Genomic DNA, 26,335 nt, shown 5'->3' with positions numbered 1-26,335 from the left:
AACTGATTTCGTCAAATTTTTAAGCAATTCATACCTATTATCCCGGTCTTATTTCAAAAAAAGGGAGTAACAAAGATCAATTGCACCAATTGTGCCCTTTTTCGATCCTGAAAAGAAAAAAAAGTGTAGGGAGAACGCAATTATATCGCGATGATGAAAAAATCTAAATGCAGGAGGTTGAATTTTTAAAACCAACGCGAAAACACTGAAAGCTTAGTGGGCGCTTTACAAAACAAGCGAAACGCTTGTGAAGGAATGAGGAATGAGCAAAAAAAAAGCGTTCCGGGATCTCACTCCGGAACGCGATCAACTAAATCAAGCAATCTCATGCTTAATTCTTCCATCTTTCTCAAGGATGGGAAGGTCTTGTGTGGGGTTGATTGAGTTAAGTGGTTAATTAAATTTTTAACTTATTTGATTTAATCTAACTCACTCAAGTAAGGGTCATTGCTGGTGGAATTCGCCCACTGCCCTTATTTCAACATCGTCGCTCACCATAGCCGACGGCATGTGGCCCACGCCAAAATCGTTACGGTTAATAGTACCTGTCACCTTAATACCAACTACCGGCTTTTGGCTGCGCATGTCTTTTGTAAACCCGTTCACCAACATATCAAGCGTAACCGATTTGGTAACGCCATGCATGGTCAGGTCGCCGGTTATCTTGTAATGCTTATCATCAACCTTGCTTACACTTTTGCTGATAAAATGTATCTGCGGAAATTTGGCCGCATCAAAAAAGTGGTCGCTTTTCAGATCGTTATCACGAAAATCATTATCTGTATTTACTGATGCAACATCGGCGGTCATCTCAAAAATGGCATCGGTAAAGTCTGCCTTTGACGTGGTGATGCTTGCATCAAATTTTTTAAAGTTACCGTCAACGTCTGATACTGAAAGGTGCGTAACGGTAAAGCCAACTTTAGAGTGTGCTTTGTCGGCATCCCACTTGCCTTGCGCAAATGCTGTAGCGCCAAATACCAGGGCGGCTGCTAATAAACTGATCTTCTTCATTTTTTTGTTTTATGTTTAAATTATTGGAGTTAAATAATCGCAAGTTCCGATCAATCCGGTTCACCCGGAGGACGGCCGCCACCCGGGCCGCGGAAACCACCGGGGCCACCCGGACCGCGAGGCGGCTGCCCGGCAAACTTTTGCAGCCTTAAAGTAAAGGTAAGCAGGTAATACCTGCCCAAACGGTTTACATTGCTTTGCGAAATGGAATAAGCTGTCTGGGTTGAAGTAAAACCGGTATTTTCGTTAAATACATCGAATACCGAGAAACGGAGTGTGCCGACATTGCTCTTTAAAAAGCGGCGCTCCACATAAGTATTCAGGATATTCGGATTGGTTGCGCCGGTATACCCCTGGTAAATGGTTTTGGTATAGTCGTAGCTCAACGTCCAATCCTTCCACAAGTAGTTCTTGCCATTCAGACCTAAAGTGATCGTACGGAAATTATTATTGACGTTGGCCTGCGATATGGAATTGTTTGAATGGTTGATACTGTAGCTTGCATTGGCTTCCGCATCAATAATATCAGTAATATCAACCCTGAAACGGGCACCCTGTGTAAGCACCAAGTTTTTGGCGATGTTCTTTTGCGTGGTCTCATCAAAATTTACCGAATCGATATTACTTATATAAGATATGTTGTTGTTGTACGAGATATTACCGTTGATAAACAAGGTGTACTTACGTTTTTGCCATGGCTTGGCATACAAATAAAACGCTGATGCCGAATAATAGCCCGAAGCATTAGTATACTGCGTCAGGATAGTCCCGGCCAATTTAGGGTCGGTATAATTACGGGGGAAAGTTACCGTATTGGCGACGATCTTATTATTGGTCTGCGTGAAGTTCAGGTTCGAGAAGAACACGTTGCCCGAAGCAAAATCGAATTTGTTATAACGAAGGCTGAACGTATTGTTATACTGCGGACTAAGATTCGGATTACCCTGAACCGGGTAGCTCGCGCTGGAATAATCAACCACGGGCTGTAATTCGGCATACGTTGGCGACATTGGCGAACCCGTGTAATTGATGGTTATTGCCTGGGTGCGCGAGAAATTATAGATAAACCGCGCCACCGGCGAAAAATTAAAGGTGCTGACATGGGTAGGCGCCGATATAGATGATGAACCTTCCAGAACGCTTGGCACTGCGGCAACACCTAAGGTATAGTTGTATTTTTTGTCGATATACCTGAAATTCAACCCAACACGGTTAGTGATGAAATTAAAATTGTAATCGTTGCTCAGCAGATCGTACCGGTTGCTTTGGCCGGCATCGGTTAGCGTGTCCGTCAACTTATCGGCGGTGGTATGCGCGTTGTGATAGTTATAATTAAGCTCGAGGTACGATTGCTTGCCTATCGGTTCGATATAAGAGAACGATGCACCAACGCTGTCCGTACGGCTATCGGTATTGATCATCTGGTTCACCGGTGCATTCGCCTTCCCCGCCAGGTAATCGTACACCGGGTTTTGGTAGTAATTACTGGTGGTACTACCTCCTGTTATAAAAACACTGAAATTACGGCCATGGCTGTTAAAGCGGTGATTATACAGCAACCCACCGCCAAAATTAGGGGCCGAGGAATGCGAGAGCAATGCCAGGTTGTAGAATGACGTCGTATCTGCGTTCGATGTCAGCAAGCTGGTTGCTGTTTCGTTGGTATGCACCCCGCCGTATGAAAATGTCGGGCTGAATTTGATATAGTTGACCGTATCGGGCTTATATTCAAGATTGAAATTGACGCGGTGGTTGATATTTTCGTCCTTTTCGACACTATTCGAAGTATTGGTACTTGGGAATTGCAACGAGATATTGTTTTGCAACGACGAAGTGATGGTATTCACTGTATTATCAGCAAAGCTATAGCTTCCGTATACGGTTATTTTTTTACCCCAGCTATCACGGTAGTTGAACCCTAATGAACGTGCGGTAGTGATACCGTTGGTATTGCCTCCGAATAATCCCGGGGGACCTCCGCCCCTGCGGCCGCCGCCAGGGCCGCCACCGCCAAAATTGAACAGGTTGGTGTTGGTATTGTTCAGGTTGCCTGATACCGCTATCTGGCGGTCGCCACTAAAAGAAAATATATTGGTTGATGCTATATAGCGGCCCCCTTCTTTGGTACCGTCCACCTGCGGAATGGCATCGCGGCCACCGCCTAATGTACCCTGGCCAAAATAACCATAGTTTTTATCCTTACGGATATTGATATTCAGTACTTTTTGCGGATCGCCTGATTTTATGCCCGTTATATTGGCCTGGTCGCCGTAGTCATCAACTACCTGCACGCTCTGCACAAGGTCCGCAGGGAGATTACGGGTAAGACTGGTTACGTCGCCTGCCATGTAATCTTTACCATTTAAACGCACTTTGCTGACGCTTTTGCCCTGTGCAGTAATGTTACCATCCTTATCCACATCCAGTCCCGGCATCTTTTTTATAGCATCCTCTACCACTGCTCCCTGGCGTACCTTGTAAGCAGCGGCGTTATATTCAACCGTATCCTCTTTAATTTTTACCGCATTTACATCAACTATATTTACCTGGTTAAGGGTCCTGGACTCGCTTTTCAGTATAATAGGCGCCAGTTCGGCATCCGTATTACCAGGCGCCAGGTTATATTTCCGTTTCAGGCCCTCATATCCGATAGAATAAATAACCAGGCTAAATTGGTTCACTGTAACTGCCGAAAATGTAAAACGGCCGTTACCATCGGTTGCGACTGTAACACTATCCTTGCCGGTCAGCAATTTTACACTTGCGCCGGGCAGGGTCGTTCCCGTTGAGTCTTTAACAACGCCGCTGATCTGCCGGCCGTTTTGTGCGTAAACATTGGCGGTTAGTATAAAGAGTATGGCCGCCAGTAGATATTTCAGTTTCATGGTATCGGTTAGTTATGATGATACAAAAAAACCACATCCTTTTCACAGGGGGAAATACAATAGACCATAAGCGGCCGATCATAGACGGGAGGCTGATTTTATCCTATGAAAGACTGTTTGCAGGCGACAAAGCCCGGCTTTGCCCGTTAAAAGATTGTGACAGGTTATTTGTCGGTAAAATATACCTGCCGGGCGGTTTAAATTGCGTGCTAAATTGTTGCTATGTAATATTGTACCGGATTTGTTACATTTCGATGCAAATCCTTTAAACTAATTGATAATGAAAGGACAGAGTTCTTATAGCAAGCTTATCGGCGTAATGATACAGATATTGGTGTGGGTGGTATTTGCGCTGGTGTTATTCTTCTATCAACCCTATCTCTCCAATATTGATGTACCATACCAGTTTTGGTTAAAGCAGGTTATTATACTGAGCATGCTGGTAGTGGCTTATTATATCAATTCCATTGTACTGGTACCCCGTTTCCTGCTTAAAAATCTTACGGGTTATTACTTCATGATCATCGCTTTACTGTTCGTGGTCATCATTTTCGTAACTGCCCAGGTCGATAAATCGCTGCATGTACACCAGTTAATGGATACAGCCTTTCATAAACGCTGGGAGATGATGAACGAAGGTAAACATGGCCCGCCGAAACCCGGCAAAGGCGGCCGTGGCGGACTGGATACCATCGGCATCGCTATCATAGCCCTTGTATTGGGGATCAGCACCAGCGTAACCACCATTCAGAAATGGCAGAAGGACAAACAGGAACGCGAAGAACTGGAAAAGGATAAAGTAACTTCCGAATTATCATTCTTAAAGGCACAGATCAATCCCCACTTCTTTTTCAATACGCTGAATAACATTTATGCGCTCACGGTTGTCGATGCGGATGTTGCCGGCAAGGCCATTCACCAATTATCGCGCATGATGCGCTACTTGCTTTACGATACGCAATCGGGGCATACCATGCTGAGCCAGGAAATAGCCTTTGTAAAAGATTATATAAGCCTGATGCAATTGCGACTTACCGATGTGGTGAAGGTAAATATCGACACGCCTTCGGATCTTAAAGATGAGCCGATAGCGCCGATGATATTTTTACCATTCGTAGAGAATGCCTTTAAACACGGAGTAAGCGCAACACAGGACAGCCATGTCGACATAATTATCTGGCAACGCGACAAAGTGCTCGACCTGACAGTAAAAAATTCGATAATGAACGATAATAGTATTAGCTTAGATACCAATAGCGGCATTGGCCTGGTAAACACCAAGCGCCGGCTCGACCTGCTATACCCTGGCAAATATAAACTGGATATCAGCGAGGCTAATGCCAGCAACGAGTATACCGTTCATTTGACCATCGATCTGTCATGACAATAAACTGTATTGCTGTAGATGATGAACCATTGGCGCTTGGCCTGGTTTGCAAATTCATCGAACAAACACCTTTTCTCAATTTGGTGGGGCGCTTCCCGAGTGCACTGGAAGCGTTAAAGGCCATACATACGCAAAAGATAGACCTGCTTTTCCTGGATATACAAATGCCCGATCTGAATGGTATTGAGCTGGCAAGGGTGCTGGGTAAAGGGCCGGAAACGCCGCGGGTGATATTTACTACGGCTTATAACCAGTTCGCCCTTGAGGGGTATAAGGTTGACGCACTGGACTACCTGTTAAAACCATTTAATTACGAAGAGTTTTTACGCGCGGCACAAAAGGCATATAACTATGCCGAGTTGCTTAATAAGACAGCAACGGCGCCGTCAGCTATTGCCGAACCGGAACATGCCGACGACGAATACCTGTTTTTGAAAGTTGAATACCAGCTGGTAAGAATAGCCCTGGATGATATATTATATATTGAAGGGCTTAAGGACTATGTAAAAGTGCACCTGAAAGGTGTTGACAAAGCAGTATTATCGCTTACGAGCTTAAAAGCATTGGAAGAGAAGCTGCCCTCAAAGCGGTTTATGCGTGTGCACCGCTCTTTTATAGTTGCGCTGGATAAGATAACCTCGATGACAAAAAATTCGCTGCAGATAGGCAAAATGATGATAGCTGTGGGCGACCAGTATAAAGAAGCTTTTGGCCAGTTTGTGGGAAAGTGGATCTGATTTAGGCTGAAAGTCCGGGGTCGGAAAGACCAAAAGACAGGTTAATGTCAGATAAAACTATCAACCCGAATTAAACACGACTCGTTGCCTGGCGAGTTTTTAGTTTAAAAGAATCTCATAACTAGCTCCAAATGTGGAGTTTCTATATTCCCCAATCGGGTAATCTATTCTTATTTTGGGGAAATTCTTTCTAAGCGAATGCGCATTTAAGGCCCTTTAGCTACTGGCCTGAATTTTGCGTTGGTAATGGCAAATAGTTGCACAATGCTATACCTTTCACTATTTGTATTATTGGTTGCCGCGATAGCTGTTGTTACGCATAAGCTGAACGCCAAGCCCCAATGCGACCATAACTGGGAAGAGAAGCACAATTCGTTCAAGTGCAGCAAATGCGGTAAGAAGATCCCCGATTATACAGTTGAAAATAATGACGCTTACCGCAGGTCGCTTACCGACGCTGCATAAAAAAAACAGCCATTACCTCGCGTAACGGCTGATTATCCACTAAACTAAACTAACTATTAACCATCAATCCCGCATACCTTTTTACAGGCTGCCCGGGCAGGCGCGGGTCAATGATATTGAGAGGCTAATAAATTCAAACCAGGTACTCCTTTTTTAAAAATATGGTAGCGGTCTTTGCTTACGCAAGGACCGGCTACCAAACAAGCAGGAATTTTAGACCCTAACTATTATCCTGTTGTTTTATCATAGGAGTATAAATTTCTGCATCGCTGCAAACATTTGTTCATACTTCCCGTCATGCGCCGGTTAACCTGTAAATCAGTTCGGCGCAGGCATGTTCAAAATACATTACCGACTTCCGGCCAGTTAACAGCAACACAGTGATGACAATCATATTTATTTAATTTACCCATGTCAAAGTTGGGGATTGGCAAAAAGAATTTCGGCAGTGCTAACACGGTAATTGATACGTGTTTTTACGTAAGTTTCCCCTGTGTGACCATCTGAACGCCTGTTATGAAAAATATTTACACCATTGTGTTGCATTGACGCAATGATTGATTATCTTTCAGAAATCAATTTGTAAAACCAAAAAAACTATGCTCAACAGAAGAAATTTCCTCATAGGCTCGGGCGCCGCAGCGCTCAGTGCTATGGTCATACCAAAAGCAGCTTCGGCATTTTTTGCAGGAGGAGGCAAGCACGCGTTAGGTGTTCAGCTTTTTACTCTCTTTGGAAAAATCGAAAATGATGTTAAAGGCAATCTGAAGAAGATCGCCGATATTGGTTACACTGAAATAGAGTCGGCTTTTAGCAGGCTCCCCGGTTATTACGGCATGAGCCCGAAGGAATTTGCCGCCACCTGTAAAGATTTGGGCCTGTCATGGCAGTCGCATCACGTTCTGGGCGGTGCGCTTAAATTGCCACCGGGAGCAAAGTTACCTCCGGGCTTTCCGGACCACATTCCTAACCTGAAAGAAGATATGCAGAAACTGGTGGACGAAGCCGCCGGGGGTGGGCTATCATACCTGGTTTGCGCCAATATCCCGACAGGCACGCTTGATGAGATCAAGGAGGCCAATGAGATACTGAATAAAACCGGCGAAGCTTGTAAAAAAGTAAATATTCAGCTTTGTTATCACAATCACGACATGGAGTTTAAGGAAGTAGAAGGCAAAATTCCATATACATTGATGCTGGAGGGCACCGATAAAAACCTGGTTAAAATGGAGCTCGACCTATGTTGGGTAACTAAAGCCGGCGTAAACCCTGTAGACCTGTTCAAAGCTCACCCGGGTCGCTTCCCTTTATTACACGTGAAAGATTTAGACAAAGAACGTAAAGGCCCGGCGCCGGTTGGCGAGGGCGTGGTTGATTTTAAAGACATTTTTGCCCATGTGAAAGAAGCGGGTGCGAAGCATTATTTTGTAGAACATGATATGCCGCCTGATGCATTTGTCAGTTTAGCAACAAGCTATAAAAATTTAAGGGCTATGGGTGTATAACGAAGTCAGAGATCGGACGTCAGGCTTCCGACCTCCGATTTTTTTTTAAAGGGTATTGATGGTCATTGTACTGTCAATACCCTATTTTTATTTCGGCACTAACCAGTATGGGCGGTAACAAATACCGGCTGTATTCATCCAACATTAAAATAAAACATTTTGGACACTATTCTTGATATCTCCGGCCTGGGCAAAACTTATCAAAGCGCGGGCAAAACATTGACGGTACTCGATAATATCAACTTCTCGGTAGAGACCGGCTCGACCAACGCCATTGTGGGCCCGTCAGGCAGCGGGAAGACAACGCTGCTGGGTTTGTGCGCGGGGCTCGACCGTTCCACAACCGGGACGGTAACCTTAAGCGGTATCAACCTTGGCGACCTGAACGAGGACAAGCGCGCGCAGGTGCGTAATCAATATGTGGGTTTTATATTCCAGAATTTTCAACTGTTGCCGACATTAACAGCACTGGAAAACGTGATGGTACCGCTTGAACTGCGGGGAGAAAAGAATATCCGCGCACGTTCGCTTGACCTTCTGGATAAAGTTGGGCTGGCCGACCGCGGGCACCACTACCCTGCCCAGCTATCAGGCGGCGAACAGCAGCGCGTGTCGCTTGCCCGGGCGTTCAGCAATCAGCCTAAGATACTGTTTGCTGATGAGCCTACCGGTAACCTGGATGCCGAAACAAGCGAAAAAGTGGTGAACCTGATTTTCGACCTGAACAGGGAAGCCGGTACCACATTGGTGCTGGTGACACACGACCTGGAACTGGCCTCGAAAACGCAGCGGATACTGCGCATTAAAGGCGGCAAACTGGTTTCGGACGATAAAACCAACGCATAGAAAGCCATGGCAGAACTTCCCTTTACCAAACGGAAAATAAGTGTCCGCTGGCTGTTTCAAATGGCCTGGCGCGACAGCCGCAAGAGCCGCTCGCGATTGTTCCTGTTCGTGTCGTCCATTATATTCGGCATCGCGGCGCTGGTGGCTATTTACACTTTTGGCTTTAACCTAAAAAAAGATATCGATACCCAGGCTGCCACCCTCATAGGCGCCGACATGGCTGTGCACGCGGGCAAGCTGCCCGATAGCAAAACGCAAAAATTTCTCGACTCGCTGGGCGACCGCCGTTCGCAGGAACGCAGTTTTGCCTCGATGGTTTATTTCCCAAAAACACAAAATACAAGGCTGGCACAGGTAAAGGCTTTGGAGGGCGAATTTCCTTATTACGGCAAGTTGGAAACCATACCTGCAAATGCAGGCACCGATTTCCGCAACGGGAAAAAAGCTTTGGTGGATCAAACTTTGATGCTGCAGTACAATGCCAAAGTTGGCGATTCGATAAAAGTAGGCTATGTTACCTTCCTTATCGAAGGTACGCTAACTAAAGCCCCGGGCCAGGCCGGCATAGCTTCGGGTATAGCGCCGATGGTGTACATCCCTATGCAATACCTGGATCAAACCGGGCTGATGCAAAAAGGCAGCCGCATCAATTACACATTCTACTATAAATATGACCACCCGGTAGACATGGTGAAGCTAACCAAAAGCCTCGATGCGAAAATGGATAAGCTGGAGCTTGGATATGAGACCATTGAAACACGTAAGCAAAATACAGGTCGCGCTTTTGCCAACCTGACCGATTTCCTGGCGCTGGTGGGTTTTATTGCGCTGTTGCTGGGCTGCGTGGGTGTGGCCAGCGCCATCCATATTTATGTGCGTGAAAAAATAGCCTCTATTGCCATCATGCGCTGTTTGGGGGTGAAGGCCTATGAAGCTTTCCTGATTTACCTGATACAGATCATTGGCATCGGGCTCATCGGGTCCATAGCGGGGGCTGCGCTGGGTACCATGGTTCAGCATTTGCTCCCTGTTGTTTTCAAGGACTTTTTACCACTGTCGGTCACAACCGATATTTCGTGGGCGGCCGTTGGGCAAGGCGTGATCTTAGGGGTAGCCATATCCGTCCTTTTCGCGCTGCTGCCGCTCATCGCTATCCGCAGGATATCGCCGCTGAATACGCTGCGCATGTCGTACGAAAACATCAACCTGCTCCGCGACCCGTTCCGCTGGCTGGTTTACGCGGTTATACTGGCATTTATTGCAATATTCACCCATAGCCAGATAGACGGCTGGCAGGCTTGTACATTTTTTACCATCGGCATTGTAGTGGCCTATTATATCCTGGTAGGCATCGCCCGGCTGCTGATGTACCTTACCCGTCTTTTTATCAAAGGTAGCTGGAGCTATGTATGGCGGCAGGGTTTTGCTAACCTTTACCGGCCCAATAATCAAACCATTGTCCTTGTCGTATCCATCGGTCTCAGCGCCGCTTTCATCTGCACGCTGCTATTTGTCCAGGGTATTCTTATCAAACAGGTTTCGCTTTCGTCAAGCGGGAACCAGGCCAATATGATCCTGTTCGATATCCAGGTGAAACAAAAGGATGCACTGGCAGCATTAACCAAAAAGGAACACCTGCCTGTATTAGAGCAGGTGCCTGTTATTAGTTTACGCATCGACAAGTTCAAAGGGAAGAACGAAGCTGAAACAAAAAAGGACAGCTCGATGAACCACAGCATGTGGATATTCAGCAACGAGTTCAGGGTTACTTACCGCGACAGCCTGACGCCTAACGAGCGAATGGTTGACGGTGAATGGATAGGTAAAACAACAGCTGACAATGATATTCCCGTATCGGTTGAGGACCGTTTTGCCAAAGGCATGAAGCTGAAGATAGGCGATAAGATTACCTTTAACGTGCAGGGCGTCCCGCTGAATGCGCACGTTGCAAGTACCCGCGAGGTAAACTGGAACCGGATGCAAACCAATTTTATTTTCGTGTTCCCGAAAGGCGTTTTGGACGACGCGCCGCAGTTTTACGCCTTTGCCACGCATGTGCCTTCAAAACAGGCATCGGCTCTGTACCAGCAGCACGTGGTAAAAGCATTTCCCAACATATCGATGATAGACCTCGGTTTCATACTGAGCGTACTGGAGGAATTGATGGACAAAGTCGGCGGCATTATCCGCTTTATGGCGATGTTCAGCATTGTAACAGCTATCGTAGTATTGATAGCATCCGTCCGCATCAGCAAATACCAGCGCATACAGGAAAGCGTACTATTGCGCACCATGGGTGCCAGCCGCAGGCAAGTATTTGCGATCACGACTATAGAATATCTCTTTTTAGGCGGCTTATCAGCCTTTACAGGTATCCTAATCGCTTTGGCCGCGAGCTGGCTCTTAGCTAAGTACAATTTCCAGGTACCGTTTACGGCAGATCCAACACAACCATTATTGTTGTTTTTGACGATAGCTGTACTGACCATAGTTATCGGGTTGCTGAACAGCCGCGGTACTTTGAATAAGCCGCCGCTTGAGATTTTGAGGAGGGATGTTTAGGCCCATCTGGAATCTCTACACGCCCGGAGACTTTTGTTATATTTACAAAAACAACATTTATGTCATTTCGAACAAGGAACGAGGAGAAATCTTACAAACCAGGCATGGAGCGTTATTTCAGTCGTATAAGATCTCTTGCTATCGTTCGGGATTACGTTCTGTTTAAATTGATGTGCGTATTCTTTGTCCTATTGGTTTTCGCCGCATGCAACAATAACAAAACCTCAGCAACCGATACCCAACAGGCCCCGGCGCAAACGGCTGACGCAACGGCACCGGGCAAAAAGAATATCCTATTTTTCGGCGATAGCCTGACTGCCGGGTACGGGCTCGACGATGAGCAGGAAGCCTTCCCGGGGGTGATACAGCGCAGGATAGACTCGCTGAAACTACCTTATCACGTTATTAATGCCGGAGTAAGCGGCGAAACTACCGCCGGCGGTCTTGGACGTATCGACTGGACGCTGAAACATAAGGTGGACATTTTTATACTCGAACTTGGCGCCAACGACGGGTTGCGTGGCGTGCCGGTTAGCGAAACCAAAAAGAATCTGCATACTATCATTACCAAAGTAAAGGCCAAATATCCTGATGCGAAGATCATCCTGGCGGGTATGATGGTGCCGCCAAGCATGGGTGCCGACTATGCCAATAGCTTTAAAGCGGTATTCCCGGCTATTGCCGAAAAGGATAAGGTTGAATTAATACCGTTCCTGCTCGATCATGTGGCGGGCATCCCCAAACTGAACCAGGGCGATGGGATACACCCTACTGCCGAAGGCGCTAAAATTGTGGCGGATAATGTTTGGGTGGTGTTAAAGGGGGATCTGTGATTTACGATTTCGGATTTATTGTTTTGAAGCAGTAATGTACCTGGCAAACCATGATGTTACGCTGATCGTGGCGAAGTATCTGCTGAACCGTACTTTTTCAGCCCTATTGCTCGGCTGTCATTACCGGGATATGGCTACTTAGGTAGCTTCAAAGACCAGTTTGTGCTCATTTTCCCGTCATTGATTTGTATAAAATTGATCAATAGCGCATTAATGTTGCCTGTTTTGACCGGAAGAGGCCGCAACGTGAACACGTTAATTTCCCGCATTATCCTTCTGCGAGACATCTACCCCGCCTGATCTTTTGTCGAACGCAACCGATATAGTGGCGCGGAAAAGGGAATTATCAAAACGGTATATATTTTTATTGACATCGGCGCCCTGGAAAATGAGGGTAAGGGTCGATTTTTTGGCCTGCGCAAGCAGGTTGTCCAGGTCGGCATTCTGGATAGTAGTGTAAGACACGTCGCGCTTTGTATTTCCATTGGGGGTTTTTGAACCCTGGCCTATATACATCATTTCGATTTTATCGGGTGTGCGGCCGCTCTTGTACTGGTCGAACACTTTACCGTTGAAAGTTTGTGTGCCCTCCTGCTTAAAGCCTTTCGATATCATAAAATCGTGCGCCTGCGTATTGCTCATGCTGGTAAGGTTCAGCAGGTTGGTAAACGACACGCTTTGGGCACCAGCTGTTTTCACAGCAAAACAAATTACTACGACCAATAGAAATTTTCTCATTCGTATCAAATATAGTTGTAATACAGCCGGTTTTATTCACCGGGGTGGTATGTTCTTTCCACATGTTTCAGCACATCCTCACGGTAAAAAAGTACATCCTTGAACTTGCCATTGATATACCCTTCGGCCTGGTCGGTAAAGTGCTTCGACGCGGGGTCGAACGAGATACCGCCGGTGATGATGCTCTTTGCCTTAATGCGCGGACCAAATTCAACCGCTGCAATAAAACTGTTGCCGCTGTACCCGTACCGTTTCTGCGTATTTACCGTACGGCTCTGGAACGACGGCAACTGCCCAAATTGCGAGCCAACCATCCCCACCGGGGTGCCGGGGAGTTTATCATCAAATGTGATGCCATCGGCGGGGCGTTGATAAACATTAATATCGCCCCATTCAATTTTCCACTTTCCGTAGCGTTTTTCGAGACTTTTTATGGCTTCGGCAAGCAGCCCGGTTTGCTTGCCAGGAGGTATATTTTCGAGCATGCTACTCATGCGTGTGGTTTGAGCGGTAGACTCTTCCACAGTTTGGGCACGTGGCATGGACATCAGCATACGTGTGCCCCACTCCACTGCAAGCGTAGTAGCTACCGAGTGCACAGCCGAGCGGCGGTCCCAATCCTTTAATATTTTTACAGGCTCAGCAAGCGCGATTTTGGTTGAATCATCTGCCATGCCGCAGGCCTTAAATAACGCCGGCAGCAGCACATCAAACGCACTAAGATAATGATCATAGCCTTTGGCTACCAGACTGTCAAGGGTCATGTTATTCGCATTCTTCAGCAGCCTGATGGCGTTCACACCGCGGTAGTTCTCGCCGTCGGGCGACATATAAGCCGGGTATTTACTTTTATCAGGACTGGCCGTCCCGGAGCAGGTGAAGGGGGTGGAATTACAATTCTCTATCCAGCCTGTAGAAGGGTTATACACATGCACGATCTCGTCCAGTTTATGGATGCCCTGCCATTCCGTTGCCGAGGTGGTGCCATCAACCGGTAATGTCCAGTCGAGCTTTGGATCGCGTTTGGGCATATAGTTACCGTACCAGAAAGCAATGTTCCCCCGGTCGTCGGCATAAACCGTATTGTTCGAGTTATTCGACAGCAAGTCCATTGCTTTTTTATATTCGGCAAAAGTGTTGGCCTTAGTGATCAGCCACGATTCAAGCAAAGCGTTATACGAGCGGTTATTCGCCTTCAAGGCCAGCCACTTGCCATCCCTGCTACCCAACACCGGTCCGTGATGAGTGTAAAACCCTGTAATGGCGCGTTGTTCGGTTTTGCCATCTTTCACTACGTTCAATACCAGCCGGCGCGTGGTAACCGGTTTTTGCTGACCGTCATATTCATAGTACCATTTGCCTTCCATTTTGCTAACCTTTTCGGCATACAGATCGGCCACATCGGCATAACTTGAGGTGTGCATCCAGCCGCAATGCGGGTTAAAGCCCTGGTATATGAAGAACTGCCCCCAGGTAACGGCTCCGTAAACGTTCAGTCCCTCATCGCTGACGATCTGCACCTCGTCGCGGAAATAAAAAGGCACGTGGGGGTTTATATAGAGCATTGCATGGCCATCAGCTGTTTTTGAGGGTGCGATGGCAAAGCCGTTGGAACCGGTCTCTTTTTCCTGTATTGCGTTTTCAATTTTTGGCCGGTCAAAAACGCCGCCCATATTATCGGGACCTTTACTGTAAAAATTTCCTGTTTCGTTCAGGCCGATGCCACCCGTTTCGGTAGCGGCTACACTCCCATCGGTGAACATGAGTGCGTACCAGGGTTGAAAATGGTGAAATACCTGCGGTTTAACGTCGGGATGCTTATAAAGATAGTAATTGATGCCGTCGGCGAAGGCATCCATCAGCTTACGGAACCAGGGTGCGGCAGTATTATAATCCCTGATAGCGTCGGCGGTGTCGGCTATCAGTTGCAGTTGAATATCGGTGTACAAATTGTTTTCCCCGTCAACTTCCGACTGTTTGCCCAACTGGTAGAGGTAGTTGCGTTCTATGCCCTTGAAATTCTCTTCGCATTGGGCGTACATCAAACCAAAAACAGCATCGGCATCGGTTTTCCCGTAAATATGCGGCACGCCCCAATTGTCGCGTATGATAGTTACCGCCTGAGCTTCTTTTTTAAAACGCTGTAATTCCTGGCTGCTGAATTTTTGACCGAAGCCAAATACCGGCACGCATAACAACGAGACAAGCAACAACTGTTTTGTTGTAACAAAAAATTTACAGTAACAAAAAGTCATAATTTATAGTCAAAAAAGTGTGAATAGAGTAAAAAGAGCTATTTTTGTCGAATTGACATTTAATATGGATGTCATATAAAAAAGAAAAATACGCTTTAGCACAATTTTTAAAGCAAACTTCTGTTCATATTACTGGTTTTATTTGTAACAATTGTAAAACAACAACCTCAATCAGTTGATTTACAACCATATAAAACCAAAAACATATAGTAAGCGATCAATACGATCATAAAGAACTTGGATCAATATTAAACATGTTATCTGAGATTTAGTTGATTCAATATCATTGAGAGTGATATTGATAGTGCGTTCCGGGGTGAGATACGGAACGCATTTTTTATACCTGCTCACTTTTATTTGTCAATGGCAAAGTGAACCAGAAGGTTGAACCCTTGCCTTCCTCGCTCACCAGGCCAACCTTGCCCCCGTGCCTGCCGATGATCTCTGACGAAATGTATAACCCGAGGCCAAGGCCCGAGAAATTATAAGACGATTCGTGCACCCTGAAGAACCGGTCAAAAATATAGGCCTGCTTATCCTGCGGGATCCCGATACCAAAATCAGTGACTGAAAATTTGAGATTGGAGCCCGCTTTTTCAATATTCACGGTTACCTTATTTTGTTCGGGTGAATATTTAATAGCATTACTTAAAAAATTCACCATCACCTGCTCAATGCGGGTACGGTCGGCGTACACTTCAAGGGGTTCATTTTTGTTTACCACGATCTGGTGAGAAGATGTGTACTGAGCGATCTCGTTTATACAATCCTGAACCGACTCACTGAACAAATAATTTGTACAATTCAGCTGCATTTTGCCCGACTGTATACGGGTTACGTCGAGCAGGTCGTCGACAATATCGGTTAGCTTTCCAACCTGCTTGTTGGCCATGGCAACAAAGGGGCGGATCTTAGCCGGGTCGAAATCCTTTTCCGACAGTTTTTCCAGTATTTGCATGGATGCCTTCAGGCTTGTTATCGGTGTTTTTAGTTCGTGACTGGCGACGCCTAAAAATTCGTCGCGCTGCTTTAGCAGTTTGCTTGCCGCCTTTTGCGCCCTCTCCTGGTCGTCTATGTCAATTATGCTGCCGATATACCCCGCGAATTCAGGGTTAAACAAAGGGTTTGCGTATGTAAGTACCCATCGGTACTGCCCTTCCTTATTACGAAACCTGAATTTGGTTTGCAGTGGTGTTCGCGCCTGGAATTCGCTTCCCAGCTTTTCAACAACGGCCTGGACATCGTCCGGGTGGACCGCCGCAAGGGTCTGCTCTAACAAATCGTCGCTTATACCGAAACCCGTATAGTTTTTCCAGGTGTCGTTAACGTAAATCAAAGCGCCCTGCCCGTTCGCCTGCCATATGATGATCGAATTATTATTAGCTATGGCCTTAAAATGCTCTTCGCTGACTTTCAGCGCTTCCTGCGTCATTTTTTGTTCGTGAATATTGGTGCTGGTACCCACCCACATGATCACCTTTCCATTTTCATCCTTGTGCGGGTAAACACGGGTAAGGTGCCACAGGTATTCACCATCTGTATTTAAAAAGCGCTGCTCCGATTCAAGGCTCTCGCCATTTTTTACTACCCTGGTCCAGGCTTCTTTCGCTGCTTCAAAATCATCAGGGTGGATAATTTCCCACGCCCTTTTATTAAGGGCCTTAAAATCAGTTACGCCTGTATAATCGTACCAGCCCTTGTTATAATAGGTGGCGTGACCATCGGGGCCCGATGTCCACATTTTATGCGGAATGGCATCAGCTAAAAACCGGAAACGGTTTTCGCTTTCCTTTACTTCTTCATTTGCCTTGATCAGTCCGGTAACATCAAAGCCAAAAAAAGCAACGCCGTCAACATTTCCATCGGCATCATACACAGGTTCCAGCACCATATCCAGCCATATATCCTCGGGCTTCCCATTACCAACACGGTCCATTTGTATATGAAACGCCTTAGCGCTGAAGGGCACCCCAGTCCGGTAAACCTCCTGCGATAATTGCGGATCGGCCATCACCTTAAACTTTTCCATTAGTTCTTTGGTTGTCAAACCGAGACCCGAACCCAAATTTGCAAAGTCAGATGCTACCTTATTTGAAAATTCAAGCCTCAGCTCCGGCCCCCTGCGTATGGCGATCATGGCCGGGGCATTCATCAATATACTGTAAAGCTCTTCCCGCTGTTTTTTAATCGTGCGGTTTAATTCCTGCTCCCGCAATTCTGCCTGTTTTTTATAACTTACATCAATTACATAGGTCACCGCCTCGGCAAAGTCATTTTCTGCGAGCCGCGAAGAACCTAACATGATACTAACCCGCCTGCCATCCTTGCGGATATATTCTTTTTCAAATGGCGAACAGTAGCCCTGCTCGTGCATCTGCCTTACACCTTCTTTGGTAATATCAGCATACTCCGGCGGCGTAAGCTTATTCCAGTTTACCTCGCCTTTTTTCACATCCTCTTTTGTATAACCTATTATATCGAGAAAGGCCTTGTTTGCTTCTACAACTTTCCCGTCGAGATTGGTGAAGATCAAACCCACCAGTCCCGCGTCGTACAATTTCCGGAATCGTTGGTCGCTGCTGTAGGCCCTGGAGTGAAGCCGCCGTAATTGCCTTTCGCGGTAGGCGATCACTATTAACAGCATAACTACCACCGCAACCAGCAAAACATTCATCTCCGATATTTGTGCGCGGGAACCAGTAGCTATCGAAGCAAAAGTTTTAACAGGCGAACATAAGATCATCGCGGCTACGATCATTTTAATCATCGCGCACCTGTATTTTCCATATGGGTGTAGTTGCGGTTTGTTCACTCTCATATATGCTTCACAGCACACGGGTTAAATTGGCTCAAGATCAATATCCGACCGGCTGCGTAAAAGCTTTATCCTACCAGGGTAAATTGTGAAGGTGTTGTGTCCTATTCCGAAGACAGATGTATCCAATAAAGATATGGATTATTTTACATCATTTGGAATAGCCATCGTTAGCCGCCTTTGCTTTGCGGTATCCGCAAAATAATATCACTTTTAAGCTGACGGGGAGTATATTTGCCGGTATGAAACTCGATCTTTTTGATAAGTACATCTATATTGGGCGCAGGCACCAATTGAAGCAGAATATGGGCCAGGACGGGCTGATACTTTTGCTCGGTAACGAAGATAGCAGCATGAATTATAAGGATAATACTTACCTGTTCAGGCAGGATAGCAGTTTTCTTTATTATTTCGGGCTTGATGTCCCCGTACTGGCGGCCATTATTGACACGGATTCAGGCGAGGAAGTGATCTTTGGAAACGAACTGACCATAGACGATATCGTATGGACAGGAACACTGCCTACCGTAAGCGAAATGGCCTCGATGGTTGGGGTAGACAAAACCAAACCTTACGCCGATATAGCCCGTTATGTACACAAGGCGCTGACCGATGGCCGCAAGGTACATATCCTGCCCCCTTATCGACCTGAAAATAAGATCAAACTGGCGGAGTGGTTCAATACCAGTTTAAACGACCTTGCCGACCATGTTTCGTTGAAGCTAACCAAAGCGGTGATAGCACAGCGTGTTATTAAATCACCGCTCGAGGTGGCCGAGATGGAAAAAGCGGTTAATATCAGTGTTGATATGATGCAGGCTGTGATAAAGCATACGCGTCCCGGTATAAAAGAATATGAGTTGGTGGCGAAAGCCCATGAAGTTGCCATTGCCAATGATGCGCGGCTGGGTTACCCGGCTATCATCACCACGCACGGCCAAACATTGCACACGCATTATTACGGCAATACACTCCAGGAAGGCCGCATGGTATTAAGTGACATAGGCGCTGAAAACGCTATGCACTATGGCGGCGACCTGACACGTACCTTCCCGGTTGGAAAAACTTTCACACAGGAGCAAAAGGAGCTTTACGAGGTGGTTTTGAATTCGATGGACCATGCCATCGGCATGTTGAAACCCGGAACAAGGTATAAAGATATACACCTGGCTGCCTGTCAGAAACTGGTAGAAGGGCTAAAACAAGTAGGCTTGATGAAGGGCGACGCTGCCGAAGCCGTGGCCGCAGGAGCGCATACCATGTTTTTCCAATGCGGCCTGGGGCATATGCTCGGGATGGACACCCACGACATGGAAGACCTTGGCGAACAATACGTTGGTTATACCGATAAACTGAAAAAGGAAACTTCGATTTTCGGCCTCAAATCATTGCGCCTTGGGCGGGAGTTGCAGGCCGGCTTCGTCCTTACGATTGAACCGGGCATCTACATTATTCCTGAACTGATTGACCGCCTGCAGGCTGAAAAAATGTATACTGAATTTATCAATTACGATATGCTGAATACTTACCGTGATTTCGGCGGTATCCGTATTGAGGATAATTTTTTGATAACGGACGACGGCTACCAGCTTTTGGGCAAATATTTGCCGAAATCGCTTAAAGAAATTGAAGCGCTGAAGAATTAAGATCCGAGATCCCGATTTCAATTGTGCATCACCTTTGGCCGTTCGGTTGATGGCTTAAAATAATTGTTATCAGACAACCAGTCGGCGAGGCGCTGGGGCCAGGTATTTACGGTCTTTAACTTCGACCGGTTACCCATGTTAAAACCATGTCCGCCACTTTGCAAAATATGTAGTTCAGCCGGTGCTTTAGCGGCACGATATGCTTCAAGCAATTTGATCGTAGGAAGCGAACAGCATGGATCGTCGTTGGCGGCAAGCAGGAATATTGGCGGCGCGTCTGCTGAAACGGTTTCCGGCACATATAGTGGGCCGGGATATATTTGCACGAGGAAATCGGGCCTGCCGTTAAGCCGGTCGACAGGATCGGCTGCATGGGGATCACCCTTGCCGTCGCCAAAACCAACCATATCCACTACTTCGCCCCCGGCCGAAAATCCCATCATCCCGATGCGGTTGGTATCCAAACCATATTGACTTGCCAGGCTCCGCACCAGGCGCATGGCCCTGTATCCATCCTGTTTGGCGTGCACCTCTATTTTGTATGGCGAGTTTGTGTCGCGGGCCAGGCGATATTTCAATACAAAAACCGTTACGCCAAGGTTGCTTAAAAATTGGCCTGGTTCGACGCCTTCGGCATTAAAAACCAGCAAACGGTGCCCGCCGCCAGGGCATACAACGATAGCCGAGCCATTTGCCTTATCTTTTGGCGGGAGAAAAACTGTGAGCGAAGGGTTATTGATATTTTTTACCCAGTAATCCTTTGCCTGTTCGGGTACGTCCTTCAGTTTTTCAAAACCGGGGGCGCCATTTTTCCATAGGGGAATTACTGTTGGTTGTGTTTGGGCGAATGCCATTGCCGGGATGAGGCAAGCGAGAAAAAGGAGTTTCTTAAGCATAGCCTAATGTAAGGAAATAGTTAAAGATTCTTCACTACGCTCAGAATGACAATTTGAAAATTTACTTCCCCACCATCGATGGTTCAAACAAATTTTTATCAACCGGGCCGCCGGCTACAACATCGTGGTATCTTTCTACCTGCAACACATGATCGTTGATATAAAATTTGCACAAGGTTTCGCTCCAGGCTTTTTTGAGGGCCACCTGGTCCTCGAAAGTGCCTTCTTCTTTTGTATCGCCATCATATTTTATAAAGCGAACGGAAACAAGTTTTTCCTGGTCTATCCAAAGCTGGTTGACCTTTTCATCGGGCTTATCGGCCCCTATCACAAATACGGGCTTTCCTTTCCAGGTGTCTTCATGAAATTTCGCCAGATCGTAATTCAGCGCCTTAAAATGCGCCAGCACCTGGTCGAAAGGCACGAAATACATGCCGCCGAGGAAAAATATTAGTTCGTTCTCATTTTTTATCGACCGGGTTACTTTATTGTTACTGATGACATAGGTCGAATCGCCGCGAAAGATAATACCATTGCCGCTGCCGGGTTTGTCAAATTCTATCCGCAGTTTATCCGGGTACAATATATGCTCGTACCATGTTTGGGATTTAAAAAGGCTATCCTTCCGGTACATTTCGGTGGTCTGATTGAACGAAAGGTTATTGTGCCATTTGCCATGGTATTTTGCATACATTTTTTTCAGCAGTTCAGTGGATGTCATATCCTTTGGCTGCGCGAAGGGAATAAATAGAAAAATGATGGCCGCGAACAATTTCATATCGTAATTTATTAACTCGTGAATTCCTGGTAAGCCGCCTCAAGGCTGCGGTTAATGCCGTCGCCCTGCCAGTCGGTAACGCCGGGGATAGATTTTGCCTGCAATATCTCGTCCTTACTTTTACCGTCCTTAATGCTACCCTGAACAAAATCGGCCAGCTTTTCCATATAATTTTGCATGGCCTTTATATCTTCCATATCGCCCGTCACTTTCAATGGGTCAAAGGCATGGCCAAACACAAACAGCGTATCCTTATCAAATTTCTTTTGTGCCATTTCAAGCGTCACCGGCCAGTTCTTTACCGATGCGCCGGCACTTTTATCGATAAAAGGATAGCGGCGGTTAAATATCAGATCGCCCATGTGAACGACGTTTGCGTGCTCAAAATGGATCATACTATCGCCATTGGTATGTCCCGGGCCAAAGTAATACGCTTTGATACTTTCGTCGCCCACCCTGATCTTCCAGGTGTCGGTGAAGGTCGTATCGGGGTATAACTGCTGGTCCTCTTTTTTTTGGGCAATAGCCGAATTTTTCTGGTTGGTCAGCGAATTGGCATGAGCAGCAACATTTTTCACAATACCCTTGAATGAAATGTTCCCGCTGGTATGGTCGCCGTGGTGATGGGTGTTGATGAGCCATTGAAAAGGCTTGTCCGATTGCTTCTGTAGCTCGGCTATCAAGTGTTTGGCAGGATCGGGGAATTCAGCATCAACCACCACTATTCCTTCCTTGTTTACCAGCCATGCGATGGTACCACCCTGTTCGGCAAACATGCCTACATTCCGGCGCAATGGTTTAAACTGGTAGCTTTGGTCGGCCAATACCGAAGCAAAACTGCTTTTACCAAAAATACTGAACGCGCCTGCTGCAAGCGCGGTATTGAAAATGAAATTACGGCGTTTCATAATTTATATTTTTTGAAGTTAGCGGATATTTTGTTTAACCGTTTATGCCAATGGCATAATGTTGGTTTTCACATATTATCAATTACGGCAAATGACTCAACCAGTTGCTTCTGTTTAAAATTTCCCTAATACTGATGGAACGCCTGGGACACAAACTCCAGCACCTTTGGCAGCGACTCGCGCCAGTAGGTCCAGGTGTGCCCGCCATCGCGAACGCGAAACTCGTGCGGAATCTCCTTTTTTCGCATCGCAATGTGCACCATGCAGTTACCTTCATATAAAAAGTCGTCGTCGCCATCGTCAATATACCAGCGCACGGCTTTTTTCTGATCATCGGGCACGGCGTTGACAAGCGCCACCACGCTCTGGCGATTATAATATTGGGTAACAACCGAATCGGCTACATCAGGGATTGTTCTCATCAATTGCTTTTTCGCGTCCTCGATGGTCAGCGGGCCGGTGGCCGCGCTAAGCGGGCAGGCTGATGAAAACATTTCGGGATGATGCAGGGCATAAACAAAGCTTCCGCCACCGCCCATCGACAAGCCGGCCACAGCGCGATAGCGCTTATCACTTTTGATATGGTATTTCTTTTCAACATACGGAACCAGTTCTTTAAAAAAGAAGTCCTCGTAGTTCCAGTCGCCTTTTGGGTCGTTAAAATATCCGCGGCGGCCGGTATTGGCATCAGGCATAATAATAACCATAGGAGTCGCAGTGCCTTCTTTTATCGCGTTATCGGCTATTCTCAATACTTCGCCAAATTGTACCCAGCCGGTCTGGTCGTCACCGCTGCCGTGCAGCAGGTACAGTACCGGGTAAGTGCGAGTAGATGTCTCATAATCTGGTGGTAGGTAAACAGCATATTTGCGGTCCATCTTTAAAATTTTGCTTGGCAGGCTAAGGTTATCATAAACCTTACCCGACTGCGCAAAAATGGCCGTGGACAAAAACAACAAAGCGACAAAGACGGAGAGCTTTCTCATAGCGTTTTAATTGGTTTAAACTGGAAATGGCTGGGGTACACGTAAAGTTATGATTTAAGTCGAAGTATCAAAAAGCGAACAGGTAAATGTTTTGTTGCCTGTAACAATTTAGCCGATCGGCCCGTAAGGTTTAAAAAAGAACTTATTATGAAGCGTGTCCTGCTGCCCCTTAGCCTTGTTGCTGTTTTGTTTGTTATCGCCTCCTGTAAAAAGGATAGCAAAAAGCCGTCGCCCGATACGGGCATAAACCTGAGCTTAAATGCTACGGAACAGCAGCAGGCGGCAGGGGACAACGCCTTCACTTTTAACCTGTTCAAAACAGTGGCTGCTTCCAGTACCAACGGCACAAATCTTTTTATTTCGCCTTTGAGTGTCAGCATGGCACTCGGCATGACGGCAAACGGTGCTAATGGCCAAACACTCACGGATATGCGGTCAACCCTCGGTTTTAACGACTTTAGTGAAGACCAGGTAAACAGTTACTACAACAAACTTGTCACACAACTGCCGCAGCTCGATCCCAATACGACACTGAAGATCGCCAATTCAATTTGGTACGATAAAAAGTTCAGCGTATTGCCACAGTTCATCAAAACCGACAGTACCTATTTCAATGCCAGGGTACAATCACTTGATTTTAAAGCACCGGCTTCCGTTACTACCATAAACGACTGGGTAAGCAATCAAACCAATGGGAAAATAAAAGAGTTGCTTCAGGAAATATCAGATGACGAAGTAATGTTCCTGGTGAATGCTATCTATTTTAAAAGTACCTGGAAAAGCAAGTTCGATCCGGCCAACACGCGGAAACTGCCTTTTTATAATGACGGAACAAATTCGGTACAGGCTGATTTTATGCAAGACGACATCAGCTATAATGCGTACACCGATAATAATGTACAACTGATAGAACTACCTTATTCAAATGAAAAGTACAGCATGGTGATCGCTCTTCCGAACGAAAACAAAACCCTGGCCGACCTGATACCTATGCTAAATAGCGACAACTGGAATGACTGGGTATCAAAACTGTCACCTACCAAACGATCTATCTACATTCCTAAGTTTACGTTCACTTATTCTGTAAATCTGAACAGCACACTGACTAATTTGGGTATGGGTGTTGCATTTACCAAAGCCGCTGATTTTACCCGGATAAACCCGGCCGGCAACCTTTTGATCACCAAGGTGCTGCATAAAGCCTATGTAGGGGTGGATGAAAGTGGCACAGAAGCTGCCGGGGCAACCTCTGTAGGCGTAGGCACGACAACAGCACAACAGCCAATGCTTGTAAATAAACCGTTTGTGTTTGTCATCCGCGAAATGAAAACGGGGCTTATCCTGTTTACCGGAACTGTGAACGACCCTACGCAAAGCGGCCTCTAAAAAAAGAAAACCCTTTCAGCATAAGCTGAAAGGGCCCAAACACATTCAATCATATAACTATATCTAAAATTTCGATAATACGCCGAGGCCCGTGCAGGCATCCCAGCCCGGCCCGGCACTGTACCCCGTGTTAGCAGCAGTGGTGTTGTTATTGCCTACAGTAATATCGCGGCATAACGAGGGATTGGCATAAATTACCGGGTTAATAAAGCCCGCCGATTTACCTTTTTGCTGGTTGATGCGTGCCACCAGGCCGGCATATAAAGGCGCAACTGCACTGGTACCGCCTACTACCATCTGTTGCCCGTCGACCAATACTTTGTAACCTGTATCCGGATCAGCGTCTCCTGCTACATCAGGCACGCCGCGACCTTCGAACCGCGAATTGAGCGAACCCGGCACATTAGCGTTTGCCTGGTAGTCGGGCAGCGGGAAAAACTCGCTGACACCGCCGCCGCCGGCCGATGTATTTGAATCGTGCCACACAGTTTCTGAGGCGATCTTGCTGCCGTTCATTGTCAGCCGGGTACCGCCGCAGGCCAGCACGTAAGGACTTGAAGCAGGGAAATCGACATGTACGCGCCCGTCGTTAACCGAATCGCTCGAGCCGCTATCGCCCGATGCCACACATATCGTTACCCCAAGCAGCGAGGCTGCTTTAAAGGTCTCATTCATGCTTTTCATCGTCTGGTCGGTCCAGTTAGCTTCGGCCGAGCCCCAGCTGATGGATATAACCGATGGCTTATTGTGCGTATCATGAAGCGCTTTGGTTATCATATCCAGGAAACCTTTATCGGTATTAGGGGCAAAGTATACCACAATTTTGGCTCCCGGCGCAACGGCGCCTGCCACTTCAATATCCAGCATTACTTCGCCGTCCGCGCTGTTTGGCGTACTCGGGGTATTTTTACCGTGGTCGACAGAAACCGCTTTAACCGATGGTTTTTTTATACCCAGGCTTTTGAAATAATTCCTTATATCCTTTGCCCGGTAGCCGCCGCCAAGTTCAAGTATCGCTATGGTTTGACCCTTACCATTGAACCCTTCCGGGAATCCGTATATCCTGGCCAGCTGATCAGCAGTGAACGCATTAGGAGCCGCCGCATGCGATACTACTTGTCCGTCCCTGGTGGCCAGCCTGACCATGGGGCGGGCAACGGGGCGGTTATCGAGTCCAAAAACGCCTTCAATAATATCTTTCAGTTTTGCAGGGATGAAGATGTCTCCCTCGCGAACACGGATATCATTTCCGTCCGTGTCTTTCGATCCGTTCAGTTTAACGCCAAAGGCAGCTTCCATATCAGCTATGCTACCTCTTAGAATAAGGCTGCGACGGGCCAGGTCAACCTCTGCGGTGCTCAGGTGGTACTGGCCTGCAAAAGCCTCTACCCTTTCCACATCCTTTTGCGATGCGCCAAATTCCTTTTCATAATTTTTTTGGCTGATGCGGTCTTCTGAACCGATCTTATGTTCAATGGATTTTTTTCTGCGGATACGTACAGTTACTTCAATAGCTTCGCTCCTGTCGAGCGTGCCGGTGTCAGGTGCAGCATGCGCTTTTTTGTGACTGCCAGGCAGGACAATTTTCTTTGGGGTTCTCATGTTAATTCTTTTTAGGCTGAAGGGTAAAACATGAATAAAGATAACACCGCCTTTTTCAAAACCTGACAGTACGAACACGCAAAAATGATGC

General features: G+C 46.7%; 19 protein-coding genes. 9 read left to right on the top strand and 10 right to left on the bottom strand.

Annotated features, from left to right (window positions below):
* Window positions 1-444: 444 nt before the first annotated feature.
* Window positions 445-1,014, bottom strand: a complete 570-nt coding sequence (locus tag FRZ54_RS11975; RefSeq protein ID WP_147031841.1) for a YceI family protein — start codon at window positions 1,012-1,014, stop codon at window positions 445-447.
* 50 nt (window positions 1,015-1,064) lie between these two features.
* Window positions 1,065-3,899, bottom strand: a complete 2,835-nt coding sequence (locus FRZ54_RS11970; protein ID WP_147031840.1) for an outer membrane beta-barrel protein — start codon at window positions 3,897-3,899, stop codon at window positions 1,065-1,067.
* 280 nt (window positions 3,900-4,179) lie between these two features.
* Here FRZ54_RS11970 and FRZ54_RS11965 point away from each other — a divergent pair, with 280 nt between their 5' ends.
* The 7 genes from FRZ54_RS11965 to FRZ54_RS11935 all read left to right on the top strand — a co-directional run bounded on the left by FRZ54_RS11965 (window position 4,180) and on the right by FRZ54_RS11935 (window position 12,234).
* On the top strand, window positions 4,180-5,283 hold the full coding sequence (locus FRZ54_RS11965) for a sensor histidine kinase (protein WP_147031839.1): 1,104 nt from the start codon (window positions 4,180-4,182) through the stop codon (window positions 5,281-5,283).
* Complete coding sequence (locus tag FRZ54_RS11960) at window positions 5,280-6,023, top strand: LytR/AlgR family response regulator transcription factor (RefSeq protein WP_147031838.1); 744 nt, start codon at window positions 5,280-5,282, stop codon at window positions 6,021-6,023. The genes FRZ54_RS11965 and FRZ54_RS11960 overlap by 4 nt, the downstream gene beginning before the upstream one ends.
* A 264-nt stretch (window positions 6,024-6,287) precedes the next feature.
* Complete coding sequence (locus tag FRZ54_RS11955; protein ID WP_147031837.1) at window positions 6,288-6,488, top strand: hypothetical protein; 201 nt, start codon at window positions 6,288-6,290, stop codon at window positions 6,486-6,488.
* Window positions 6,489-7,087: 599 nt separating this feature from the next.
* The gene (locus tag FRZ54_RS11950) at window positions 7,088-7,993 is read left to right on the top strand and encodes a sugar phosphate isomerase/epimerase family protein (protein WP_147031836.1); all 906 of its coding nucleotides are present in this window, start codon (window positions 7,088-7,090) and stop codon (window positions 7,991-7,993) included.
* Window positions 7,994-8,152: 159 nt separating this feature from the next.
* A complete protein-coding gene (locus tag FRZ54_RS11945; RefSeq protein WP_147031835.1) occupies window positions 8,153-8,839 on the top strand; it encodes an ABC transporter ATP-binding protein in 687 nt (228 codons plus the stop codon).
* Between the two features lie 6 nt (window positions 8,840-8,845).
* The gene (locus FRZ54_RS11940) at window positions 8,846-11,401 is read left to right on the top strand and encodes an ABC transporter permease (protein WP_228462699.1); all 2,556 of its coding nucleotides are present in this window, start codon (window positions 8,846-8,848) and stop codon (window positions 11,399-11,401) included.
* A gap of 59 nt (window positions 11,402-11,460) precedes the next feature.
* Window positions 11,461-12,234, top strand: coding sequence for an arylesterase (locus tag FRZ54_RS11935; RefSeq protein ID WP_228462698.1), 774 nt, complete (start codon window positions 11,461-11,463; stop codon window positions 12,232-12,234).
* 255 nt (window positions 12,235-12,489) lie between these two features.
* Here FRZ54_RS11935 and FRZ54_RS11930 read toward each other — a convergent pair whose 3' ends face one another.
* From FRZ54_RS11930 to FRZ54_RS11920, 3 genes are all read right to left on the bottom strand, one after another.
* On the bottom strand, window positions 12,490-12,972 hold the full coding sequence (locus FRZ54_RS11930) for a hypothetical protein (RefSeq protein WP_147031834.1): 483 nt from the start codon (window positions 12,970-12,972) through the stop codon (window positions 12,490-12,492).
* A 32-nt stretch (window positions 12,973-13,004) separates the two neighbouring features.
* Complete coding sequence (locus tag FRZ54_RS11925) at window positions 13,005-15,227, bottom strand: penicillin acylase family protein (RefSeq protein ID WP_147031833.1); 2,223 nt, start codon at window positions 15,225-15,227, stop codon at window positions 13,005-13,007.
* Window positions 15,228-15,564: 337 nt separating this feature from the next.
* On the bottom strand, window positions 15,565-17,994 hold the full coding sequence (locus tag FRZ54_RS11920; protein ID WP_187359820.1) for a PAS domain S-box protein: 2,430 nt from the start codon (window positions 17,992-17,994) through the stop codon (window positions 15,565-15,567).
* Between the two features lie 290 nt (window positions 17,995-18,284).
* Between FRZ54_RS11920 and FRZ54_RS11915 the strand changes: the two genes are divergently transcribed.
* Complete coding sequence (locus FRZ54_RS11915; protein WP_147031831.1) at window positions 18,285-19,688, top strand: aminopeptidase P family protein; 1,404 nt, start codon at window positions 18,285-18,287, stop codon at window positions 19,686-19,688.
* Between the two features lie 17 nt (window positions 19,689-19,705).
* Here FRZ54_RS11915 and FRZ54_RS11910 read toward each other — a convergent pair whose 3' ends face one another.
* The 4 genes from FRZ54_RS11910 to FRZ54_RS11895 form a co-directional block, all read right to left on the bottom strand.
* The gene (locus FRZ54_RS11910) at window positions 19,706-20,584 is read right to left on the bottom strand and encodes an alpha/beta hydrolase (RefSeq protein WP_147031830.1); all 879 of its coding nucleotides are present in this window, start codon (window positions 20,582-20,584) and stop codon (window positions 19,706-19,708) included.
* A gap of 61 nt (window positions 20,585-20,645) precedes the next feature.
* Window positions 20,646-21,362: a LolA family protein gene (locus FRZ54_RS11905; protein ID WP_147031829.1), complete on the bottom strand. Its 717-nt coding sequence runs from the start codon at window positions 21,360-21,362 to the stop codon at window positions 20,646-20,648.
* Between the two features lie 11 nt (window positions 21,363-21,373).
* Window positions 21,374-22,270 (bottom strand): MBL fold metallo-hydrolase, encoded by an 897-nt coding sequence (locus FRZ54_RS11900; protein WP_147031828.1) that lies wholly within the window; start codon window positions 22,268-22,270, stop codon window positions 21,374-21,376.
* A 125-nt stretch (window positions 22,271-22,395) separates the two neighbouring features.
* The gene (locus FRZ54_RS11895) at window positions 22,396-23,256 is read right to left on the bottom strand and encodes an alpha/beta hydrolase (RefSeq protein WP_147031827.1); all 861 of its coding nucleotides are present in this window, start codon (window positions 23,254-23,256) and stop codon (window positions 22,396-22,398) included.
* Window positions 23,257-23,403: 147 nt separating this feature from the next.
* Here FRZ54_RS11895 and FRZ54_RS11890 point away from each other — a divergent pair, with 147 nt between their 5' ends.
* On the top strand, window positions 23,404-24,642 hold the full coding sequence (locus tag FRZ54_RS11890) for a serpin family protein (RefSeq protein WP_147031826.1): 1,239 nt from the start codon (window positions 23,404-23,406) through the stop codon (window positions 24,640-24,642).
* Window positions 24,643-24,705: 63 nt separating this feature from the next.
* Here FRZ54_RS11890 and FRZ54_RS11885 read toward each other — a convergent pair whose 3' ends face one another.
* The gene (locus FRZ54_RS11885; RefSeq protein WP_147031825.1) at window positions 24,706-26,244 is read right to left on the bottom strand and encodes a S53 family peptidase; all 1,539 of its coding nucleotides are present in this window, start codon (window positions 26,242-26,244) and stop codon (window positions 24,706-24,708) included.
* Window positions 26,245-26,335 lie beyond the last annotated feature (91 nt).

It is taken from the genome of Mucilaginibacter ginsenosidivorans (assembly GCF_007971025.1).
GTDB classification, from domain to species: Bacteria; Bacteroidota; Bacteroidia; order Sphingobacteriales; family Sphingobacteriaceae; genus Mucilaginibacter; species Mucilaginibacter ginsenosidivorans.
Note: the sequence above shows the minus strand (reverse complement) of the source record. Positions and strands in the feature narration are given on the sequence as shown.

Excerpts from the sequence above, each read along its gene's own strand:
- FRZ54_RS11905 (WP_147031829.1), bottom strand. The coding sequence starts at position 21,362 with ATGAAATTGTTCGCGGCCATCATTTTTCTATTTATTCCCTTCGCGCAG.
- FRZ54_RS11910 (WP_147031830.1), bottom strand. The coding sequence starts at position 20,584 with ATGCTTAAGAAACTCCTTTTTCTCGCTTGCCTCATCCCGGCAATGGCA.
- FRZ54_RS11930 (WP_147031834.1), bottom strand. The coding sequence starts at position 12,972 with ATGAGAAAATTTCTATTGGTCGTAGTAATTTGTTTTGCTGTGAAAACA.
- FRZ54_RS11920 (WP_187359820.1), bottom strand. The coding sequence starts at position 17,994 with ATGATTAAAATGATCGTAGCCGCGATGATCTTATGTTCGCCTGTTAAA.
- FRZ54_RS11960 (WP_147031838.1), top strand. The coding sequence starts at position 5,280 with ATGACAATAAACTGTATTGCTGTAGATGATGAACCATTGGCGCTTGGC.
- FRZ54_RS11955 (WP_147031837.1), top strand. The coding sequence starts at position 6,288 with ATGCTATACCTTTCACTATTTGTATTATTGGTTGCCGCGATAGCTGTT.
- FRZ54_RS11895 (WP_147031827.1), bottom strand. The coding sequence starts at position 23,256 with ATGAGAAAGCTCTCCGTCTTTGTCGCTTTGTTGTTTTTGTCCACGGCC.
- FRZ54_RS11900 (WP_147031828.1), bottom strand. The coding sequence starts at position 22,270 with ATGAAACGCCGTAATTTCATTTTCAATACCGCGCTTGCAGCAGGCGCG.
- FRZ54_RS11950 (WP_147031836.1), top strand. The coding sequence starts at position 7,088 with ATGCTCAACAGAAGAAATTTCCTCATAGGCTCGGGCGCCGCAGCGCTC.
- FRZ54_RS11915 (WP_147031831.1), top strand. The coding sequence starts at position 18,285 with ATGAAACTCGATCTTTTTGATAAGTACATCTATATTGGGCGCAGGCAC.
- FRZ54_RS11965 (WP_147031839.1), top strand. The coding sequence starts at position 4,180 with ATGAAAGGACAGAGTTCTTATAGCAAGCTTATCGGCGTAATGATACAG.
- FRZ54_RS11970 (WP_147031840.1), bottom strand. The coding sequence starts at position 3,899 with ATGAAACTGAAATATCTACTGGCGGCCATACTCTTTATACTAACCGCC.
- FRZ54_RS11925 (WP_147031833.1), bottom strand. The coding sequence starts at position 15,227 with ATGACTTTTTGTTACTGTAAATTTTTTGTTACAACAAAACAGTTGTTG.
- FRZ54_RS11935 (WP_228462698.1), top strand. The coding sequence starts at position 11,461 with ATGTCATTTCGAACAAGGAACGAGGAGAAATCTTACAAACCAGGCATG.
- FRZ54_RS11940 (WP_228462699.1), top strand. The coding sequence starts at position 8,846 with ATGGCAGAACTTCCCTTTACCAAACGGAAAATAAGTGTCCGCTGGCTG.
- FRZ54_RS11890 (WP_147031826.1), top strand. The coding sequence starts at position 23,404 with ATGAAGCGTGTCCTGCTGCCCCTTAGCCTTGTTGCTGTTTTGTTTGTT.
- FRZ54_RS11885 (WP_147031825.1), bottom strand. The coding sequence starts at position 26,244 with ATGAGAACCCCAAAGAAAATTGTCCTGCCTGGCAGTCACAAAAAAGCG.
- FRZ54_RS11975 (WP_147031841.1), bottom strand. The coding sequence starts at position 1,014 with ATGAAGAAGATCAGTTTATTAGCAGCCGCCCTGGTATTTGGCGCTACA.